Raw genomic sequence first — 16,795 nt, 5'->3', positions numbered from 1 at the left:
AGCACCAATCCCCGCCTGTGCGGGGATTGTGGACTGTAACGAAAACGACATCAAACTGACATTCCCCCTTCATCAACCGCCATTATGGCAAGGGCCTATTGTGCCACTGCCAAAGGACGACTGCTCATGTTTCAGCTGAAGAATGTAACACGTCAGTTCGGCAAGAAAATTGCCGTCAACTCGGTTACCTTCGACATCCCGCAGGGCCAGATGGTCGGCATCATCGGCCGGTCCGGTGCGGGCAAGTCGACACTGCTCCGGATGATCAATCGTCTCAATGACGTTTCGTCCGGCTCCATCCATTTCGGCGCTCTGGAAGTGTCGTCGCTGCGCGGTGCAGCGCTTCGCAACTGGCAGCGCGATTGCGCCATGATTTTCCAGCAATTCAATCTGGTGCCACGTCTCGACGTGCTCACCAACGTCTTGCTCGGCCGCCTCAATCATCGCTCGACGGTGCTCAGCGTCCTCAACATGTTCACCCGTGAAGAGCGCATCATGGCAATCGGCGCGCTGGAACGTCTGGGCATCGAACAGACGGCGCTGCAGCCCGCAGGCACCCTGTCCGGCGGCCAGCAGCAGCGTGTTGCCATTGCCCGCGCCCTGATGCAGCAGCCGAAGATGCTGCTGGCCGACGAGCCGATCGCCTCGCTCGATCCGCTGAACGCCAAGATCGTCATGGATGCGCTGCGCGATATCAACGAGCGCGACGGCATCACCGTCGTCACCAACCTGCATACGCTGGATACGGCGCGAAACTACTGCGAGCGCATCATCGGAATGGCGCATGGGCAGGTCGTTTTCGATGGTCAGCCGCAGGAACTGACAGCTGCAGCCGTCGCTGAAATCTATGGCTCAGGCGCCGAGCTCGATGAATCGATGACATCGACAAGCATCAACATTCCTGCTGCGCAGGACAATGCGAAATCCGCCGGCGTCAAACCGCTGGCACTGGCCGGGCTCTAAGGAGCGAGCCGGGATCGAAAGCCCGCGTCAAGGGCAGAGCTTTGCAACCGAATGTGAACCGGCGCCGCCGGGATAACAGGAGAAGACCCTTATGTTGAAGAAAGCACTTTTGAGCGCCGTTGCGCTCTTTGCCCTCGTCGGCCACGTTCAGGCCGAAGACCTCAAGGAATTCCGCGTCGGCATCATCGGCGGTGAAAACGAAGCCGACCGCCTGCGCAATTACCAGTGCCTCGGCGATCACCTGAAGACGGCGCTGAATGTCGAGAAGGTCTCGTTCTTCCCGGCTGCCGACTATGACGGCGTTATCCAGGGCCTGCTCGGCGGCACGCTCGATTATGCAGAACTCGGTGCTTCCGGCTATGCCAAGATCTTCCTCGCCAAGGCTGACGCCGTCGAGCCGATCCTGACGACCGAACAGTCCGACGGTTCGACCGGCTACTACTCGATCATGGTTGCCCGCAAGGACAAGGGTTACACCAGCGTTGCCGATCTCAAGGGCAAGAAGCTCGGCTTTGCCGATCCGGACTCCACATCGGGCTACCTGATCCCGAGCGTGACCCTGCCGGAAACGATCGGCATGCCGGTCAAGGAATTCTTCGCTGAGACCGGTTTCGGCGGCGGCCATGAAAACCTCGTTCTCGAAGTGCTCAAGGGCACCTTCGATGCTGGCACGACCTTCGGTTCGGGCATTGGCGAGTTCAAGGACGGCTACACCTCCGGCAACCTGCACAAGATGGTCGAAAAGGGCGTTGTCGACATGAACGACCTAGTCGAACTGTGGCGCTCGCCGCTGATCCCGAACGGCCCGATCGTCGTTCGCACTTCGATGAACAATGACATGAAGGCAAAGTTCAAGCAGTTCATGCTCGATCTGCCGAAGACCGATGCAGCCTGCTTTGCCGGCGTCATGGGCGGCGACTTCAAGGGCTTCGTCGAAGTCAATTCGGACTTCTACAAGCCGATCATCGACGCTCGCAAGTCGACCATCGGCGGCTGATATCGCCCGCATTAAAAGCGCTGGCCGGCTATCCCGGCCAGCGCTCCTTGTTTAAGCAGTCTCGGGGCATGACGTCCTTCGAGGCCTCGTGTTTGCCGGAGACTTCATGGCCACGTCAGCGCTTTCCACGACCCTGAGCGACAATGGCGCCGTGGTCGAACGCCACTGGCAGGAGCTCAATCTCCGCCGCCGCACCTACACATTCCTTGGCCTTGCGCTGCTCGCCGTGGCGCTGTCCGGGTCGCTCTGGTTTGCCAATGCGACCAATGCCGGCAAGTTTTTCGACCGCCTGCCCTATTTCTTCGATTTCGTCGGCGACCTCGTGCCGCGCGATGGCGCCGAAATCGGCCGGGCGATGTTCGATCTGCCTTCGCCTTACGACGATGGCAGCCTGAAATACAATTATCCCGAAGGCCGGATGTATCTGACGGACAGCATCTATGTGCCCGAATATTTCTACAAAATGCTGGAAACGCTGAATATCGCGATCTTCTCGACCATCTTCGGCATGTTCTTCGGCTTCATCCTCTGTTTCTTTGCCGCCCGCAACCTGATGCCCAATCCCTGGGTTCGCGGCTTGGCCCGGCGCATCATGGAAATCCTGCGCGCCTTTCCGGAAGTGGTGATTGCCGGTTTCTTCCTCGCGATCCTGTCCCTCGGGCCGATCCCGGCAATGATCGCCGTTTCGATCCATACGGTCGGTGCGCTCGGCAAGTTGTTCTTTGAAGTGGTCGAAAATGCCGACATGAAGCCGGATGAAGGCCTGCGCGCTGCCGGTGGCAACTGGTTCGAGCGCGTCTGGTTCGGCATCGTGCCGCAGGTTTTGCCGAACTTCATGAGCTATTTCCTGCTGCGTCTCGAAATCAACGTGCGCGCTTCCACTATTATTGGTGCTGTCGGCGGCGGTGGTATCGGCGAGCCGTTGCGGCTGTCGATCAGCCAGGGTCATGAAGCCAAGACCTTGGCGATCATCATTCTTCTGTTCACGACGATCATTGCCGTCGATCAGTTTTCCGCATGGCTGCGCCGCCGCCTCGTTGGTGATCAGGCCTTCCAGTTGGCGCAATAGGAGGCGGCCCCATGACCGTAAACACGATGATGAACACCGCGCAGATGGACGCGATTGCTGCCCGTCACCCGCATCTTGTCAAAGGTTCGGCCAACAAGCGCATCCGCTCGATCCTGGTTTTCGCCGGTATTGGCCTCTACATGGTCTACAGCTGGTGGTTTTTCTCGATCGGCCAGGTTCTGGCCAACGCCAACTGGGGCATTGCCGGCACTTATCTGGCCGACTGGGTTTCCTATGAGGTCCGGCCTGACATCAAGATCGCGGCCGATGGCACGATGCAGGTCGTCTATCCGCGTTACTCGCCGCTCGGTCCCGACGCAAAGCCCGAATGGGTGAAGATCGAGACGAAGATGGTTGAGCGTACCATCGATGTCCCCGCCGCAGCACAACAGGCCGCTCCGAAGAAGAGTTCCAGCTTCAGCTTCATGGCACCGAATGCAGCCGTCGGAGGCAGCACCCAGGCAGGCGCCCGGGCGGAAACCCGGACCGAAGAAGTCGTCAGCCGCGCCACTGTCAATTTCAACAGCACCACCAGCATCGATGTAATCGACGGCAAGGTCACGGCCACGCATGGCGGCGAGACCCTGTTGATCGATCTTGAGCATTCCGCGGGTGTAACGCCGGAAGGCGCCCTTCCGGAATGGGCGACGCAGAAGCGTCCGGGTGAAAAGATCACGCTTGCCTTCGGGATGACCGGCTGGGCTGATGTCGACAAGGAAAAGATCAGCATCCACAACCGCTTTCCCGGCTGGGCAAACTTCATTTTCGATACCAACTCGCCGTTCTTCAACAAGTCCTTTGGCGAAGTGATGAGCCTGATCACCAGCGGCGAGCGTCTGGATCCAAGCCGTTCCAACCTCTCGCTCGCCTGGAACAACATCCTCTACAATTCCGAATGGCAGCATCTCGACGTCTGGACCAAGCTGCTGCAGACCATCGTCATGGCCTTTGTCGGCACACTGTTTGCCTCGATCATCGCGTTCCCGTTGTGCTTCCTCGCCGCGCGAAACATCACCCGCAATGGTTTGCTCAACCAGATTATAAAGCGGTTCTTCGACTTCCTGCGATCGGTGGACATGCTGATCTGGGCGCTATTTTTCACCCGCGCCTTCGGCCCCGGACCACTCGCCGGCATGTCGGCGATCTTCTTCACCGACACCGGTACGCTCGGAAAGCTCTATGCCGAAGCGCTGGAAAACATTGACGACAAGCAACGCGAGGGCGTGAAATCGGTCGGTGCTGCACCGCTTGCCGTGCAGCGGTTCGGGGTCTTGCCGCAGGTTCTGCCGGTCTTTGCCAGCCAGGCCTTGTATTTCTGGGAATCCAATACGCGCTCGGCGACCATCATCGGCGCTGTGGGTGCTGGCGGTATCGGCCTGAAACTGTGGGAGGCGATGCGGACGAATTCGGATTGGGAAAACGTCTGCTATATGGTTATTCTGATCCTCATCGTCGTCTTCATCTTCGACAGCGCCTCCAATTTTCTGCGCTCGCGTCTGATAGGCCAGAAAACACATTGAACTATGGGTGGCGGATCACTGCCACGATCACGATAATGTCACGAAGAGCGCGTAGCGACAGCGTCAATTCGGCTGTTCCAACGCTCCAGCGGCATCTCTGCAGGGAATGACCAGTGCGCTACGCATTCTATATCTCGCCCGATGAAAACGCCCCGTTGACGGCTGCCGCAGAACGGTGGCTGGGAGCGAACCCGTTTACGAGTGAAATTCATGAGCTCAAGCCCGCAGGTGATTTCAGTGCCGCGGAATTGACCGCCCTGACGGCCGACCCGCGCCGCTACGGCTTTCACGGAACGCTGAAGGCACCCTTCCTGCTGGCGCCGGGCAAAACCGAAGCGCAGCTTCTGGAGGATTTTCAGGCGTTTTCTGAAAAATGCCCGCCGTTCGACATTCCGGAAATGATGCTCGGCCAGCTGGGCCCGTTCTTCGCCCTTGTGCCGGCGGCCGATTGTCCAGAACTGCAGGCTCTGGCCGACGAGACCGTGCGGTATTTTTCTCCTTTCCGCGCGCCGTTGTCTGACGCTGATATCGCCCGTCGCAAGCCCGAAACACTCGGCTCGGTGATGCGCAGCAATCTGCTGGAATGGGGATATCCCTACGTCTTCGAGAGCTTCCGTTTTCATATGACGCTGACGGGCGCGGTGCCGGTTGAACGGCAGGGAGCGATGCGGGCGCTGCTGGAAGAAGCCTTCGCACCCTTTATCGGCAAGCCGCTTGCGGTGACGACGCTGGCACTGTTCACCGAACCCGAACGCGGCGCGCCCTTCACAGTTCACTCGCTTTTGCCGCTCGGCGGCACGTCCAAACGAAAGATGGCATGACATGACCGTTGAAACCGTTCTCTCCAACGCCCGCATCGTCCTTGAGGACCAGATTCTCAACGGCTCGGTCCTGATCCGTGACGGCAAGATCGCCGACATCTCGGAAGGTGCCAGCCGTACCGGTGAGGATTTCGAAGGCGATTATCTCATTCCCGGCCTGGTCGAACTTCATACAGATCATCTGGAGGCCCATTATTCGCCGCGCCCCGGCGTTCGCTGGCTGAAGATGGCGGCGATCCAGGCGCATGATGCGCAGGTCGTCACATCCGGCATCACTACCGTCTTCGATTGCCTGCGCATGGGCTCCGATGAGGATGGCGGCTTCGAGCAGGGCGAGATGCGCGACATGGCAAACGCGCTGGCGCAGGCAGCAAAGGAAAATCGCCTGCGTGCCGACCATCGCATTCATCTGCGCTGCGAAGTTTCGACAGGCAACGTGATGGCACACTTCGTGGAATTCGAGAACGATCCGCAGGTCGGCCTCGTCTCGCTGATGGATCATGCCCCGGGTCAACGCCAGTTCCAGACGATGGAGCAGTACACGCTCTACTATAAGACCAAGCGGGGCCTTTCCGACGAGGCTTTCGCGGCGTTCTGCGCCCGCCAGCAGGCCTTGTCGGCCAAGTATGCCGGACCGCATCGCACCGAGATTGCCAAGGCCTGCGCCGAACGCGGCATCACCATTGCCAGCCATGATGACGCCACCTTGGCGCATGTCGAGGAATCCGTTGGCTTCGGCATTCGCCTTGCGGAATTCCCAACTAGCTTCGAAGCGGCCGAAGCTTCGCATGCGGCGGGCCTCAGCGTCTTGATGGGGGCTCCGAATATCGTTCGCGGCAAATCACATTCCGGCAACATTGCCGCCAAGGATCTTGCCGCACGCGGCGTTCTCGACGTGCTGTCGTCAGACTATGTGCCGTTCAGCCTGATCCATGCGCCGTTCGTTCTGGCGGATGAGTTGGAAACTGTCAGCCTGCCGCAGGCTCTGGCCATGGTTACCGCGACTCCCGCCCGCACCGTCGGTCTCAACGATCGCGGCCGTATCGCCACGGGCTTGCGTGCGGATATTGTGCGGGTCCAGCGCCATGACGGCATCCCGGTTGTTCGGTCGGTTTGGCGCGAAGGCAAGCGGGTCGCCTGATGCACGGGCAAGGACAGATGGGCGCGATCGTCGTTGTGGTCGGCCCCAGCGGCGCCGGCAAGGACAGCGTCATCGGCTTCGTGGCGCAGCACTTTGCCGATCGCAACGATATCGATTTTGTCCGCCGGGTGATCACCCGGCCGTCGGACGCTGGTGGCGAGGATCACGAGAGCATTTCGGGAGATGTTTTCGATAGCCGGCTTGCGGCAGGTGATTTCGCGGTGGCTTGGCAGGCGCATGGGTTGAAATACGGAGTTCCCAAGGACGCGCTTGAAAAGGTGCGGGCAGGCAGGATCTTGATCGCCAATGGCAGCCGGGCAGTGCTCGGCCAGTTCCGGCAGGCCTTTCCAAGGGTAGCCATTGTCAACATCACCGCCTCGCCGCAGGTGCTGGCAAGCCGGCTTGTGGCACGTGGCCGCGAAAGCGAGCAGGATATTCTCAACCGGCTGAAGCGGCAGGTGCCGGATATTCTCGACGAACCGGATGTGACGACGATCGACAATAGTGGCCCGCTTGAGGTTGCAGGTTCGCGATTTGCAATGCTTGTCACCCAGTTACATGGTTCCGCCAATTGATGTCAGAGGGCATTGTCGAGGAAATACCATTGGTCTAGATGGGCACGGACGACCGGCTCAATGACCGAATTGATGAGTAAAACGTCGTCCATCAGACGCTCGCCGGGTCTGTTTTCCGGCGGCAGGTTGATCGATTCCAGCGCAAAAGCGTCAAACGAAGAGCCGTCGCGCCGGATTGCATAACATGGGCAGATCGTCGCCCCGGTCAGACGGGCGAGCCTTGCGACAACAGCAAGATTGCCTTCGAGATGGGGTGGGCGACCGAAGAATGGGCCGCGGATTTTTCCCGCGAAGCCCTCGTCACAGAAGACCGAGATCGCGCCACCGTCTTTCAAGATGTTCAGCGCCGGGCGTATGCCATCCTTGCCGGGCGGCAGCAATCCGTACCCGAGTTTCAACCGTACGCGCCGGGCGATCCATGCGCGTGCCCTGCCGGCGGGCGGTGTGTAGTTGGCAGAGGGGGAAAAACCGAGCTCAACCAGTTTGGGTGCGAATATCTCCCAGTTTCCAAGATGCATGCAGATTAAGATCACTGGCCCCTTTGCAGAGGCGTCGGTAAAATGATGCAGATCGTGCCAGGTTGTCCGGCGCGCAAGGCGCGCGATGATCGAAAACTCCGTCATGATGCGGCCCTGGTTTTGCCAGTTCCGCTTGAGAATCCGTTCGCGCTCTTCTTCCGTGGCGTGCGGGAGAAGGCGCAGCAGGTTCTTCTGCGCTTTCTTGACGGATGATGGGTGCCAACGGGGGATGACAAAAGTTCCAAGCCGGGCACCGGCCGCCGAGCAGATGCTTGCCGGAACTGCTTTCAATCCGAAGTGTACGGCCAGGTCGAGAAGATTCTTGAGATTGCCGGTCACGTGATAACGAAACGCCGCCTTGCGCCGGTCGCCATCTTTGAACAGATCCATCAGCGGTGGGGCGGCAGGAGCGCGATAAATCCAGGCGGACCTTTTCGCCGCGGCGCTTTTGGCGTCGTTATCTGGTCTTTCCATCTGAAGCTAAACCCTTTCGCGCCGGTGCAGTGTCACCGGCAGGCCGCCGCGCGGCCGCAAGGTCAGGCGGCATTGGGGCTCGACCTTCACGTTCTCGGCCACGCGCACCCTGAAGCGCTGCGCAAGGATAGCCAGGCAAAGGATCGCTTCCTGAAGACCGAATTGCAGGCCGGGGCAGACGCGCGGGCCGCTGGCGAAGGGGATGTAGCTGTAGGGTATGGCCTTGCTGCCATTCATGAAGCGCTCGGGCTTGAAGAGATGGGCGTCCTTGAAGAAGGCTTCCGTCCGGTGTAGCAGCCAGGGAACGATCAGAATGAGTGATGCCGGCTTGACGTCGATATCGCCGATCCGGTCGGCCTCTTTCGCCTGGCGCGCAAGGATCGGCACCGGCGGGTACAGCCGCAGGGTCTCCTCAATAATCGCCCGGCACCAATCGAGTTGCGGAATGTCGTCAAGCGTCGGCACACGGTTGCCGCAAACGCGGGCGATTTCCTCGTGCAGTGATTTTTCGACCCATTGTGCCCGCGACAGCAGGTACCAGGCCCAGGTCAACGTCGCCGCTGTTGTCTCGTGACCCGCCATGAAGATGGTGGCCGCCTCGTTTCGCAATGCCACCACGTCGAGTTTCAGTTCCGGATTGCGTTTCTGCCGCCGTACCAGCAGCTCCACCATCGAATTGTCGTCGCCGCGCCCGGCCAGATGATCCTCGACCACTTTGTCGATGATCCCGTGAATGCGTGAAACGGACCGGCGCAGTTTGGGTGTCCGCAGTACCGGCAGCCCTTCGTCGAAGCCGAGGAAGTAGCCGATATTGACGGAATCGATCAGCGACTGATAGCTCTCGAAACCTTCGCTGACGGCCTTGGCACCATCTTCGCCGAGATCATTGCCAAACACGGCCCGGGAGATGATTTCCGCGGTCAGTCCGGCCATTTCGAACAGCGCATTGACCGGGGCGCCGTCGGGAAGCGATTCCCAGCGGTGCACCAGTTCGCTTGTGGTGTTCTGCATGATCTTGCCGAAAGCCGGCACGCGGTTCTTGTGGACGATATCGGCGACCAGCGGGCGCCGCTGCTTCCAGGTCTCGCCATCAGAGATGAACAGCCCATCACCCAAAAGGAATTCCAGCGCGCGCCGCATTTGCGGCGTCTTGCGCTCGAAATTCTCGTGCCGTTTGGCGACGACATAGCGGATCGCGTCCGGAGAATTGACCACGACGACCTGACGTCCGAAGATTTTCGACGCGGTCACGCAATCCGCATAATCGCCCTTGCGCCAGACCGAGAGAAAGTCATGGCGCGCCTTGAGGATGAGATTGAGCGGTCGGCCAGGCTTGCCCCTGTAATAGTCGGCATGCGCAGGTTCGAACGAATTCTTCCGGAGGTTTTCAATGATATCCGTCGATTGCCGTAAACTGGAGAACATGCTCCGGCTGCCCCTGTCTGTGTCCGGTGACGGCACTGTGAGTTTTGATGGTTGCAATTACCGGATAGCAGCAATTTCCAACGGCGCAAAATTCTTTCGACAGAGAAAACCCTGCCGTCGGAAACGGCAGGGTTGTTCGTCCTTGTAACTGTAGATGCAGGCAAGACGGTTTTAACGCAAGGCTATGCAGGCCTTGGTAATCCGCTCCAGCGCTTCGCGCAGTTCCGCCTCCGAAGTCGCGTAGGAGATACGGAAGAACGGCGACAGGCCGAAGGCCGAGCCGGGCACCACGGCGACATGAGCGTCATCGAGCAGGTAGGCGCAGAAGTCTGCGTCCGTCTCGATAGGCTTCCCGCCGGGAGTGGTCTTGCCGAGCATGCCGGCGCATCCCGAGAAGGTGTAAAACGCGCCCTCGGGCGTGCGGCAATCAAGGCCCTCGATGGCGTTGAGCGCCGTAACGACCAGATCGCGGCGGCGCTGGAAGCTTTCGGTTCGCTCTTTCAGAAAATCCTGCGGTCCGTTCAGCGCGGCAACCGAAGCGGCCTGGCTGATTGAGGACGGGCAGGAGGTCGCCTGGCTCTGCACCACGGCCATCGCCTTGATCAGGTCGCTTGGGCCACCGGCATAACCGATGCGCCAGCCGGTCATGGCATAGGCCTTGGAGACACCATTGACGGTCAGCGTCCGGTTCTTCAGCGCCGGTTCGATTGCTGCAGGGGTGACAAACTTGAAGCCGTCATAGACGATATGCTCGTACATATCGTCGACCAGAAGCCAGACATGCGGATGCTTCAACAGCACGTCAAGCAGCGGGCGGTAATCTTCCGCGCTATAGGCGGCGCCCGATGGGTTGGATGGCGAATTCAGCATTACCCAGCGCGTCTTCGGCGTGATCGCCGCTTCAAGCTGTTCCGCCTTCAGCCGGAAACCGGCTTCCGCGTCGCAGGCGATCAGCACAGGCTTGCCCTCGGCGATTTCGACGATATCGGAATAGGACGTCCAATAGGGCGTCGGGATGATCACTTCGTCGCCGGGGTTCAGCGTCGCCATCATGGCATTGAAGAGGATCTGCTTCGCGCCGGTGGCTACCGTGATTTCATCAAGTGCGTAAGAGACTCCATTCTCCCGGGAGAATTTATCACGGATCGCCTGCTTCAGCTCAGGCGTGCCGTCGAGCGCGGTGTATTTGGTCTTGCCGCCCTGGATGGCGTCGCAAGCCGCCCGCTTGACGTGATCTGGCGTATCGAAGTCCGGTTCGCCGGCGCCCAGAATGATCACCGGCTTGCCGTCGCGCTTCATGGCCTGCGCCCGTGCACCAATCTTCAGGATCTGCGACACACCGATCGTGGAAATCCGCGAGGCGGGCGCAAAGCCCGCCTCCTCAACCTTGGCGTTGATGGTCATGACCGATCCTTATTCGATGTCAAAGGAGACGCCCTGTGCCAGCGGCAGGGCCTTCGAATAGTTGATCGTGTTGGTGGCGCGGCGCATGTAGGCGCGCCATGCGTCCGAGCCGGATTCGCGGCCGCCGCCGGTTTCCTTTTCGCCGCCGAATGCGCCGCCGATTTCAGCACCGGATGTACCGATGTTGACGTTGGCGATGCCGCAGTCGGAACCGTCAGGCGACAGGAAGCGCTCGGCTTCCTGCAGGTCGAGCGTGAAGATCGACGAGGAGAGACCGGCGCCAACCGCATTGTGATCGGCAACCGCGGCATCGAAGTCGTTATACTTCATGACGTAGAGGATCGGTGCGAAGGTTTCTTCGGTGACCGGACCGTCCTGTTTCGGCATTTCGACCAGAGCCGGCTTTACATAGTAGCTGTTGGCATGGCCGAGATCGACGCGTTCGCCGCCCGTGACCGAGCCGCCATGAGCCTTGGCTTCGGACAGCGCCTTCTGCATGTTGTCGAAAGCCGGCTTGTCGACCAGCGGGCCGACGAGGGCCGAGGATTCCAGCGGATTGCCGACCGACACGCTCGAATAGGCCTTCTTCAGGCGCGGAACGAGCTGGTCGTAGACGCTCTCGTGGACGAACAGGCGGCGTAGCGTCGTGCAGCGCTGACCGGCCGTGCCCATCGCACCAAACGCGATGGCGCGCAGAGCCATGTCGAGATCGGCCGACGGGCAGACGATGCCGCCATTGTTGCCGCCGAGTTCGAGAATGGCGCGGGCAAAGCGCTTGGCCAGACGCGGACCGACATCACGGCCCATGCGGGTGGAACCGGTGGCCGAAACCAGCGGTACCTTCGGATGATCTACCAGCACTTCCCCGATGGCGCGGTCGCCGATCAGAACCTGCGTCAGGCCTTCCGGCGCATCGCCGAAGCGGGCAATGGCGCGATCAAGGATAGCCTGCGATGCAAGTGCGGTAAGCGGGGTCTTTTCCGACGGCTTCCAGACGACGGCATTGCCGCAGACGATGGCAAGTGCGGCGTTCCAGGCCCAGACGGCAACCGGGAAGTTGAAGGCGGAGATAACGCCGATGACGCCGAGCGGATGCCAGGTTTCCATCATGCGGTGGCCGGGACGTTCGGTGGCGATGGTCAGACCGTAGAGCTGGCGGGAGAGACCGACGGCGAAATCGCAGATGTCGATCATTTCCTGGACTTCGCCAAGGCCTTCCGAGGTGATCTTGCCGGCTTCGATCGAGACCAGACGGCCGAGATCAGCCTTATGGGCGCGCAGTTCTTCGCCGAGCAGGCGGATCAGTTCACCCCGCTTCGGCGCCGGTACCAGCCGCCAGGCGCGAAATGCCGCGTCGGCCTTTTCGATCTTGGCAGCGGCTTCAGCAGCCGAAACCGTCTTCAGGTTGGCGATCTTCTCGCCGGTGACCGGCGAGAAGGAGGCCATGTCCCCGCCTGTGTAGAGTTCTTTGGAGACGCCGAGCTTCTCCAGAAGGGCGGCCGTTTCCTGAACGACATTTACCGATTTCGTTGCAATGTTCATGAGCAAACTCCCGTTTTCTTGGTCGAAGGACTATCCGAAGCACACCGCACCGAGATCTCCCGGCGAGGTGATGGCCTTGAGGCCCTGGGCCATGTCCTTGATTTTCTGTTGCGTATAAAGGTCGTAATAGGCTTGGTTTTTGCGTCCGATGGCATGTTCGGCACTGAAGCTGCCGTTGAAATCCGTGACGGCGATGGCAAGCACCCAATCGCGCAGCCGCCGCTCGAAATCTGCGTCCGATGCCGAGGCGCTGTCCTTCGGCACCACGAGATTGAAATGCACACCGCCATCACCGATATGGCCGAAATCGCAGATCGTCACCTCCGGAAAGGCTTGCGGCATATCGGCCTTCATGCGGTCGCAGAACGCCATGATATCACCTCTGCGGAAGGAAAGATCGAAGGCGATCAATTTTCCGGAATGCTTGACGCCCTCCGACAGGGCGTGGCGCAAGGACCACATTTCATGAGCTGGACCAACAAAGGCATCGGCAAGCGGCGCTTCCTCCGTTTCCCAGATTTCTGCCAGCACCGCTTCGAGCACCGCATCAAGCGACTGCTCGCCTTCGCGTGGTTCCCAGGTGCGGGAAATTTCGGCGAGGATGACATAGTCAGGCACATTGCCGCCCTGAAAGGGGTTCTTCAGCGATGGCACGTGATCCAGCGCCGCCGTGACGGAGTTTTTCGAAATGCCCTCGAAAGCCGAGAGATACGAGCCGAGCCGGTCTTCCATGGCGCGCAGCAGCGGCATGACATGGGCGCCGCTGGTTGGAACCAGATAGGCTGTCGCCACTTGCTTCGGCAGCGGTTCAAGATTGACGACGCATTCGGTGATGATACCGAAAGCGCCGGATGTGCCGATGAAAACCTGCTTCCAGTCGACGCCGGTATTGTTCTTGCGCAACTCCGACGTCAGATCAAGGACGGTGCCCTCTTCGTCGGCCAGGACCACCTTGATGCCCAAGGTGTTACGGCGCACGTCGCCATATTTCAGGAAGCGCGAGCCACCGGTATTGGTGGCCAGCATGCCGCCCAGCCGCGGATCGGCGCCGAGATCGATCGGGAAGAACAGCCCGTGTTTTTCGAGCCTCTGGTTGACGTCGGAAAGCCGGAACCCGGCATCGGCACGCAGTGAACGGTTGTCGAGATCAAGATCGAAGCGCTGGGTCATCCGGTCGAGGCTGAGCACAGCCTGAGTGCCTGTCTCATCCGGCGTCGAGCCGGAGACAAGGCCAGTATTGCCGGATTGCGGAATGAGAACGATGCCGTTCCTGACGCAATAGGAAACGGCCGCCGAAACCTCTTCGGCGGTTTGCGGACGCAGCACGAGTGCGGCGTGGCCCTGGTCGTAGCGCGCGCCGGTCTGGTAAGCCGCCACATCACTGCCTCCGGTGACAATGCCCTTGTCACCGAGGAGTGCGGTCAGTGCTGCGACGTGGTTCTGGTCGATCATGCTTCAGCTTTACTCCGCTGCCTGCGCAGACGAAAGCATCTGTCTGACATCGACAATCGAAGCCTGCTCGATACCGGCATAGTGATCGAACTCGTTCAGGACTTTCGCACCGAGATCCAGTTCGAAACGCTGCTGGTTGGGGCTTGCCACGAATTCCTGGGCAGCCTCGTCGCCGAGATTGGACTGGAAGATACCGGCGGCGCTGACGGGCAGGAAGTCTTCGTAGACGATCGGATCGAACTGAACGAGGCCATCGGCGATCAGGCTGTCGAGGCTTGCGGATGTATCGGCCTTTGCCTTGCGGCCCTTGGCCGTCAGCGAATAGGCAAAGTAACCGAGACCTTCAGCACGGATGCCGGCCCATGTATCGGGGAACGGAAGGAAGGCCTCTGACAGAGCCTTTTCATAGTCCGCAGCATTCGAGCCGTCAGCAGCCGGGCGGACGATCTTGCGGGACGCATTGAGCAGGTCGTCATACAGCGTCCGACCCTTAGGAGTCAGCGCAATACCGCGCTGTTCGATCTCACCGAAACGGGCGGTGTGCGAACCTTCATGCCAGCTGCCGTCCGCAGCCTGGAACGACACCGGTTCTTCCAGCGCCTTGAACGACGTCTGGCGCAACAGGATGGCGCATTTGCGGGTTGGCGGACCCTCGATCGTTGCTTTGGGCGCTATCTTGTAGTCGGGCATGCGCGCCTGAACAGCGTCGATATCCAGCGTGCGCGGCGTCAGATGGTTGATATGTGGGCCCTTGAACGAGACCACGTCGGCAATCAGCCGGTGGGCATCGTGCAGGCGATGATACATGTCCGGGCTGACATTGGCCCTATCGTGCCAGCGGAAGGTTTCCAGCGCTTCGGCAACGAAACGTTCGGCGTCGGTCTTGTCGAGGCCACCCTGCTTTTCCGCCTTTTCCGTCAGCGCGATGGCGCCGTCGGTGAATATCTGACGCTTTGACAGGATCTGTTCGGCCTCATTGCGCAGCGCTTCGTCGGTGATCAGGTCGAGGCGGAGCAGCGAGGTGAAGACGCGGAACGGGTTTTTCTTCAGGGCCGCATCGCCGACCGGGCGGAAAGCCGTCGAATGAACCGGAACGCCGGCGGTCGACAAATCGTAGTAACCGACCGGCATCATGCCCATGACGGCAAAGACGCGGCGCATCATCGACAGTTCGGCGGGCGTGCCGAGCCGGATCGCACCGTGGCGCTCCTCGGAGATGCGCTCCAGCGAGTCCGTATCCTCAAGGCGGGCCTGCAGATCCGGATCGGCGGCGAGCGTTTCTGCATTCACCCTGCCTACCAATTCCATCAATGTGCCATAGGCCGGCACCTCGGTGCGGTACATGGCCGACATCGCCGCGGAAAAGGCTGAGCGGATATGGTCGGTGGATACGAAACTATTCTCTTTCACGGCAACGCGCCTCGCAGTATGGAAGGGATAACGGTGATCATTCTCATTTCGTATCATATATGTGGCGAATGGGCATTGATTGCGACGGTTATGACTATGATCATGCGAGGCTGGAATGAAGTTGAGCAGAAGACTGGTCCCTGATGTTACCACGCTGCAGGCATTCGAGTGTGCCGCGCGTCACGGCAGCTTCACGCAGGCAGCCGCCGAGTTGAACCTGACCCAGAGCGCCGTCAGCCGCCAGATCAAGGATCTTGAAAGCCAGATCGGGGTGCTCCTGTTCGAGCGCATCCGCCAGCGGGTCATTCTGTCCGATGCCGGTCAGAAATTCCTGCCAGAGGTTCGCCGGCTGCTGACCCAGTCAGAGGAGTTGATGGTTCGCGCCATGGCGTCGGCTCGCTCGGAATCGACGCTCTCCGTCGCATCGCTGCCGACCTTCGGCAGCCGCTGGCTGACGCCGCGGCTTCCGGATTTTCTCAATCAGCATCCCGGCACGGTGATCAACATCGCCTCGCGGTCGCAACCGTTCGATTTCGAAGAGCAGAATTTCGATCTCGCCATACACTATGGCCAACCGGTCTGGGCGCATGCCACCTGCAGCTATCTCTGCAGCGAGATCATCGTACCAGTCGCTAGTCCTGCACTTCTGGCTCTCAATCCGATGAAGGAACCCGGCGAGCTGGAACACAAGCCGCTCTTGCATCTCGCCACGCGGCCGAAGATGTGGGCGCAGTGGTTTGAAAGCAATGGCGGCGAGATGAAGTCGGCCTATCGCGGCAACCGCTTCGACCAGTTTTCGATGGTCATCGAGGCCGCAATCGTCGGTCTCGGCTTTGCGCTGGTACCGCGCTACCTCATCGAGCAGGAACTTGCGGCCGATCGGCTGCGTGTCGTCTTCGACCGGCCGATGCACACGGAAAACAGCTATTATCTGGTGGTGCCGGAGGGCAAGCTGGAAAATCCGGTCAGCCAGGCATTTCGCGCCTGGATCGTCAAGCAGGTGGGGTGACCGCCGGGCGCCGGGGAAGGCGCTCTATTGTAACGCGGCCGGATGGATGGAACATTTCCCGTCCAGGCGCGTTCCGGTCTGGATGAACAGCCTCAAATATACAGTTGAAAACGATTTCCCGGACTTGGTTGAGACGAAAAAAGTGTATGCCGCGCTTTCTTTTGCGTGGCAGGCGCGAAATCACCCTGAACGCCGGCCGCGCTTCTTGCAACATATTGGCACTACGGCTAAAAAATGCCAATTTCTTGCATCACGCAGCCTTGATAGCGAAGTGACTGTCGTTTTCACACCTTCCCAAGCCCGTCCGGGCAATGCCAAACTTTTTGGTTTCCCGCTTGCGCGAGACCTGACGGCTTTCGGCAGAGCGCAAGCGGACAGCTAGGATCGTGGAAGCGCAGAGCCAAAAATCAGGGCAGCAGCCCATCCGGCACGACCACCGGACCCTTCAACACCGCCTGGATCCAGAACCCGTACC

The 16,795-nt window shown here is 60.1% G+C and carries 15 protein-coding genes; 9 read left to right on the top strand and 6 right to left on the bottom strand.

Annotation, left to right across the window (positions count from 1 at the left end):
* Positions 1–126: 126 nt before the first annotated feature.
* The 7 genes from phnC to phnN all read left to right on the top strand — a co-directional run bounded on the left by phnC (position 127) and on the right by phnN (position 7,086).
* Positions 127–963: a phosphonate ABC transporter ATP-binding protein gene (gene phnC, locus ASD36_RS26245; RefSeq protein ID WP_060502614.1), complete on the top strand. Its 837-nt coding sequence runs from the start codon at positions 127–129 to the stop codon at positions 961–963.
* Between the two features lie 91 nt (positions 964–1,054).
* On the top strand, positions 1,055–1,960 hold the full coding sequence (phnD, locus tag ASD36_RS26240; RefSeq protein ID WP_060512059.1) for a phosphonate ABC transporter substrate-binding protein: 906 nt from the start codon (positions 1,055–1,057) through the stop codon (positions 1,958–1,960).
* A 106-nt stretch (positions 1,961–2,066) separates the two neighbouring features.
* Entirely contained in the window at positions 2,067–3,029 is a 963-nt protein-coding gene (gene phnE, locus ASD36_RS26235) for a phosphonate ABC transporter, permease protein PhnE (RefSeq protein WP_060502616.1), read from the top strand.
* A gap of 11 nt (positions 3,030–3,040) precedes the next feature.
* The gene (gene phnE / locus ASD36_RS26230; protein WP_060502617.1) at positions 3,041–4,549 is read left to right on the top strand and encodes a phosphonate ABC transporter, permease protein PhnE; all 1,509 of its coding nucleotides are present in this window, start codon (positions 3,041–3,043) and stop codon (positions 4,547–4,549) included.
* A 113-nt stretch (positions 4,550–4,662) separates the two neighbouring features.
* Positions 4,663–5,370: a DUF1045 domain-containing protein gene (locus ASD36_RS26225; RefSeq protein ID WP_060502618.1), complete on the top strand. Its 708-nt coding sequence runs from the start codon at positions 4,663–4,665 to the stop codon at positions 5,368–5,370.
* Position 5,371: 1 nt separating this feature from the next.
* Positions 5,372–6,511, top strand: coding sequence for an alpha-D-ribose 1-methylphosphonate 5-triphosphate diphosphatase (locus ASD36_RS26220; RefSeq protein WP_060512057.1), 1,140 nt, complete (start codon positions 5,372–5,374; stop codon positions 6,509–6,511).
* A 17-nt stretch (positions 6,512–6,528) separates the two neighbouring features.
* Positions 6,529–7,086: a phosphonate metabolism protein/1,5-bisphosphokinase (PRPP-forming) PhnN gene (gene phnN / locus ASD36_RS26215; protein ID WP_244489873.1), complete on the top strand. Its 558-nt coding sequence runs from the start codon at positions 6,529–6,531 to the stop codon at positions 7,084–7,086.
* A 2-nt stretch (positions 7,087–7,088) separates the two neighbouring features.
* On the opposite strand, the gene ASD36_RS26210 is transcribed toward phnN, so the two are convergent.
* From ASD36_RS26210 to ASD36_RS26185, 6 genes are all read right to left on the bottom strand, one after another.
* On the bottom strand, positions 7,089–8,078 hold the full coding sequence (locus tag ASD36_RS26210; RefSeq protein ID WP_060502621.1) for a hypothetical protein: 990 nt from the start codon (positions 8,076–8,078) through the stop codon (positions 7,089–7,091).
* Between the two features lie 6 nt (positions 8,079–8,084).
* Positions 8,085–9,503 carry a cytochrome P450 gene (locus ASD36_RS26205; protein WP_060502622.1) on the bottom strand — a complete coding sequence of 473 codons (1,419 nt, stop codon included), beginning with the start codon at positions 9,501–9,503 and terminating at the stop codon, positions 8,085–8,087.
* A 171-nt stretch (positions 9,504–9,674) separates the two neighbouring features.
* Positions 9,675–10,907 (bottom strand): pyridoxal phosphate-dependent aminotransferase, encoded by a 1,233-nt coding sequence (locus ASD36_RS26200; RefSeq protein WP_060502623.1) that lies wholly within the window; start codon positions 10,905–10,907, stop codon positions 9,675–9,677.
* 9 nt (positions 10,908–10,916) lie between these two features.
* Complete coding sequence (locus ASD36_RS26195; protein WP_060502624.1) at positions 10,917–12,449, bottom strand: aldehyde dehydrogenase family protein; 1,533 nt, start codon at positions 12,447–12,449, stop codon at positions 10,917–10,919.
* A gap of 30 nt (positions 12,450–12,479) precedes the next feature.
* Positions 12,480–13,901 carry an FAD-binding oxidoreductase gene (locus ASD36_RS26190; protein ID WP_060502625.1) on the bottom strand — a complete coding sequence of 474 codons (1,422 nt, stop codon included), beginning with the start codon at positions 13,899–13,901 and terminating at the stop codon, positions 12,480–12,482.
* Positions 13,902–13,910: 9 nt separating this feature from the next.
* The gene (locus ASD36_RS26185; protein ID WP_082511988.1) at positions 13,911–15,311 is read right to left on the bottom strand and encodes a VOC family protein; all 1,401 of its coding nucleotides are present in this window, start codon (positions 15,309–15,311) and stop codon (positions 13,911–13,913) included.
* Positions 15,312–15,426: 115 nt separating this feature from the next.
* On the opposite strand from ASD36_RS26185, the gene ASD36_RS26180 reads away from it, so the two are divergent.
* Both ASD36_RS26180 and ASD36_RS26175 read left to right on the top strand, forming a co-directional pair.
* A complete protein-coding gene (locus ASD36_RS26180) occupies positions 15,427–16,320 on the top strand; it encodes a LysR family transcriptional regulator (protein ID WP_060502626.1) in 894 nt (297 codons plus the stop codon).
* Positions 16,321–16,366: 46 nt separating this feature from the next.
* Positions 16,367–16,702: a hypothetical protein gene (locus ASD36_RS26175; protein ID WP_060502627.1), complete on the top strand. Its 336-nt coding sequence runs from the start codon at positions 16,367–16,369 to the stop codon at positions 16,700–16,702.
* The last annotated feature ends 93 nt before the right edge of the window (positions 16,703–16,795 follow it).

Source organism: Rhizobium sp. Root1334, assembly GCF_001426665.1.
GTDB lineage: Bacteria > Pseudomonadota > Alphaproteobacteria > Rhizobiales > Rhizobiaceae > Pararhizobium.
The sequence above is the reverse complement of the archived record's forward strand: the minus strand, read 5'-3'. Positions and strand labels throughout refer to the sequence as shown.